Source organism: uncultured Negativibacillus sp. (genome assembly GCF_944388365.1).
In the GTDB taxonomy this organism is placed as follows: Bacteria; Bacillota; Clostridia; order Oscillospirales; family Ruminococcaceae; genus Negativibacillus.
In genome coordinates, this window is record NZ_CALXIN010000147.1 from 1 (window position 1) to 3,647 (window position 3,647).

5 protein-coding genes are annotated in these 3,647 nt (G+C 51.5%); 3 read left to right on the forward strand and 2 right to left on the reverse strand.

All coding sequences use genetic code 11. The features are described 5' to 3' along the window. On the reverse strand, positions 1–686 hold a 686-nt coding region (locus tag Q0L39_RS11260; protein WP_296629251.1), incomplete at its 3' end, for a class I tRNA ligase family protein. Positions 687–934: 248 nt separating this feature from the next. Further along, a complete protein-coding gene (locus Q0L39_RS11265) occupies positions 935–1,330 on the reverse strand; it encodes a hypothetical protein (protein WP_296629252.1) in 396 nt (131 codons plus the stop codon). Between the two features lie 189 nt (positions 1,331–1,519). Between Q0L39_RS11265 and Q0L39_RS11270 the strand changes: the two genes are divergently transcribed. The 3 genes from Q0L39_RS11270 to Q0L39_RS11280 all read left to right on the forward strand — a co-directional run. After that, positions 1,520–1,732, forward strand: coding sequence for a hypothetical protein (locus tag Q0L39_RS11270; RefSeq protein WP_296629254.1), 213 nt, complete (start codon positions 1,520–1,522; stop codon positions 1,730–1,732). 115 nt (positions 1,733–1,847) lie between these two features. Then, positions 1,848–2,405, forward strand: coding sequence for a DUF4364 family protein (locus Q0L39_RS11275; protein ID WP_296629255.1), 558 nt, complete (start codon positions 1,848–1,850; stop codon positions 2,403–2,405). Positions 2,406–2,524: 119 nt separating this feature from the next. Then, on the forward strand, positions 2,525–3,647 hold a 1,123-nt coding region (locus Q0L39_RS11280), incomplete at its 3' end, for an HAD-IC family P-type ATPase (RefSeq protein ID WP_296629258.1).

Below are 3,647 nucleotides of genomic sequence, written 5' to 3' on the forward strand. Positions count from 1 at the left end.
ACAACATGTCCTGGGTCAAAGTCGACCGGAACGCCCCAGCTGAAGGAGGTGCGGGAGACGCACAGATCCTCCAGACCTGGTTTGATGAAGTTGTTGATCATCTCGTTAACGCGGCTGCGCGGCTCGAGGAAGTCGGTGTTTTCCAGCAGGTCGCGGATGCGGTCAGCGTATTTGGAAAGACGGAAGAAGTATGCTTCCTCCTCAGCGTCGACAACAGGACGTCCGCAGTCCGGACATTTGCCGTCCACCAGCTGGGTCTCGGTCCAGAAGGATTCGCAGGGCTTGCAGTATTTGCCGACATATTTGCCCTTGTAGATGTCGCCTTTTTCGTACAGCTTTTTGAAGATTTTCTGTACCGAATGTTCATGGTAGTCGTCGGTGGTGCGGATGAAGCGGTCGTTGGAAATGTTCATCAGTTTCCACAGATCCAGTACGCCGCGTTCGCCCTCGACGATGTTGTCAACAAACTGTTTTGGAGTGACGCCGACTTCCTTTGCCTTGTCCTCGATCTTCTGACCGTGTTCATCGGTACCGGTCAGGAACAGAACATCATAGCCCTGCAAACGTTTGTAGCGGGCCATGGTGTCGGTGGCAACGGTGCAGTAGGTGTGGCCGATGTGCAGCTTATCCGATGGATAATAGATCGGCGTGGTGATATAAAATGTTTTTTTGTCATTGGTTTCCATGTATTTTGGTCCTCCTGTCTATCCATACCGCAATGGCAGAGTCAAAGATAAAGATATACGGTCAAATTATAGCATTCTTTTGAGGTAAACTCAATGCTTTGTATTTAATTCGTGAAAGCTTCTGCAATGTTTGGCATGCGCAGCAGAAAAGGACGAGCATTAAGGCAAGCAGGATGGAGGTTAAGGCAGAAAATGTTTTTTTCACAGAGATACCTCCTCAATTATAAATGACAGAATTCTGTAACAAGTCAGCTCAGCCGCTGGGTGCCAAGCTGGATTTCATAGACACTGGCAACATCGGTCATGGCCTTTTGAAGTTGTGAGTCATAGATCCACACAAGCACCTCATCTTCTGGCTGCAAATCGGCAAGGGAAATGTGGGTGACATCGCCGCTTCCGTAGGTTACATAGATGATCCGGTCTTCTTTTTCGGCTTCGGAGCAGTCGAAGGTACACTCTTCCAAGAGCATCTGACCGCTCCTGTCCAGATTGCGGACACGGATGGTCTTGTCCTCCGCATTGACTTCCAGCAGTTCGGCGTTGAGTCCTGCGTGCAGCACGTCCTCCTCTTTGCATCCGCAGCAAAAAAGAGCGAGCATTAAGGAAAGCAGGAAAGATGTTGTGATGCGCAGATAGGTTTTCATAGAACTTCCTCCTTATCGAACAGAATAGCTGCTATCTCCATAGGCTTTGGCAGACGCTTGGTGAGATTCCCGTTTTTATGATTTTATCATATCTGCGGGAACAAAAACAGCCGCAGGCACACAATTTTTACAAACTGCATAGAATATACAGAACGGCTTTGACCGAAAAGCTGAAAGGAGCGATTGCAAATGAACCTGAAAAATTATAACATCACCGTGGGAGAGGTGCTGCAAAATCCACAGGCACGGGCACTGCTGCAAAGGGAACTGCCGATGATTATGCGCCACCCGATGCTTCCGATGGCAAATGCCATCCCGCTGCGGGACATCATCAACAATGCCGGCGGCTATGTGTCCCAGAAGAAGATCCAGTCGATTTTACAGCAGCTGGAACGGCTGTAATGACACAAACAAAAGCGAAAAACAGAAAATAAACAAGGAAATGGTCGAAAACACTTTTAAATTTGCACAGAATAGTGTAAAATAAAAGAAAACCGTTGTAATGAGGTGGAACGCAATGCCCTTTAATGCTTTTGTGGGAGGAGTTCAGCCAGGCGGACTGACCAACGAACTGGAGGTCAAAATCCTGATCTGCTACCTTCTGGACAATATGGAACAGCCGTTGAGCTTTGACCAGCTCAACGAGATTTTGCAGAGCACCGGACTGGTCAACTATTTTGAGTTTGCCGAGGCGCTCAGCGATCTTCTCAAAAGCGGACATCTGCGCCAGGAACAGGACAACGAGGGTCAGGAGGTCTATGCAATCACCGAGGTCGGCTCGGTGATGTCCCAGACGCTCAAAAAGACGCTTCCGCTGAGCGTGCGGGAAAAGACCATCGAGACAGCCCGCCACCTTGCCGAGGTACATAAATGCATGGACGAGGTGGAGATTCACTACCAGCCTGCGCCCGACGGCTATATCCTTCAGATGGTGATGAAGGACATCGGTTCGGACCTGCTGGATATGAAGGTGTTTTTGCCCACCGAGGAGGAGTGCATCCAGGTCAAGGAGCGCATCGAAAATGATCCCGCCACCCTTTATGCCAATATTTTAGCCCTTTTGATTCAGGGATAATACAACAAGATTCTGTGCTGACAGGCAGTTTTTGGACTGCCTGTCATTTTTTATTTTCCAGACTCATATATTTCTAGCAATCGGACGCAATCCCAAAAAAGAAAGGATGGTTTTGGAAAATGACACAGTATCCCGGGCTGAGCCAGAGGGAAGCCGAAAAAAACCGACTGGAGTACGGGGACAACCTTCTGGAAAGCAAAGGACATATCAACCCCATTAAAATTTTCTTTTCCCAGTTTCAGGACCTGATGACGCTGATTTTGCTGTGTTCGACCGGCATCTCGGTGCTGATGGGAGAAAAGATGGAGGCGATCACCATCGTCGCCATCGTGCTGCTCAATGCGATCCTGGGCTTTTTTCAGGAGTACCGCACCGAGCGCTCGCTGGAAAAATTAAACGCACTGGCAGCGCCCACCGCGACGGTCATCCGCGACGGCCAGAGCAAGACGATCCCTGCCAGAGAGGTGACGCTGGGCGATCTGGTGCTGCTCAAAGCAGGCGACCGTGTACCGGCCGACTGCCGCATCCTGGAAAACAACGAGCTGATGTTCGACGAATCGCTGTTGACCGGTGAGTCGGTGCCGGTGGAAAAAGGAGTGACCGACTGGCGCACCGATGACACCGGCGAACACGTCTGCGCCTATATGGGCACCATCGTCAGCCGCGGACACGGGCGGGCAATGGTACATGCTATCGGCGAGGACACCCGCATGGGAGAAATTGCGGTGATGCTCGATTCCATCGACCAGGATCAGACTCCTTTGCAGCAAAAGCTGGACCAGCTAGGAAGAATGATCGCCGTGGGCTGTCTGCTCATCTGTGCAGTGGTTGCAGGCGTCGGTATCCTGCGCGGCGAGCCGGTGCTGGATATGCTGATTACCGGCATCTCTTTGGCAGTAGCGGCAATTCCCGAGGGCCTGCCCGCCATCGTCACCATCGCGCTGGCGCTGTCGGTCAACCGTATGGTCAAAAAGAATGCGGTCATCCGCCGGCTGCACGCGGTGGAGACGCTCGGCTGTGCCAATGTCATCTGTTCGGATAAGACCGGCACGCTCACCGAAAACCGCATGACCGTCAAGAAGCTGTACTGTGTGGGAAAAACATTTGATGTCACCGGCAACGGACTGGAAAACGGAAAGATCGAGCAGAACGGTCGTGCGGTCAGCATGGACCAGGATGTGCAGCGTGCGATGGAGATTGCAGCGGTGTGCAACAATGCGCGCATCGAGCGTCCGACCCACC

Coding starts and splice junctions, on each gene's coding strand:
- Q0L39_RS11275 (WP_296629255.1), top strand. CDS start 1,848: ATGCCCTTTAATGCTTTTGTGGGAGGAGTTCAGCCAGGCGGACTGACC.
- Q0L39_RS11270 (WP_296629254.1), top strand. CDS start 1,520: ATGAACCTGAAAAATTATAACATCACCGTGGGAGAGGTGCTGCAAAAT.
- Q0L39_RS11265 (WP_296629252.1), bottom strand. CDS start 1,330: ATGAAAACCTATCTGCGCATCACAACATCTTTCCTGCTTTCCTTAATG.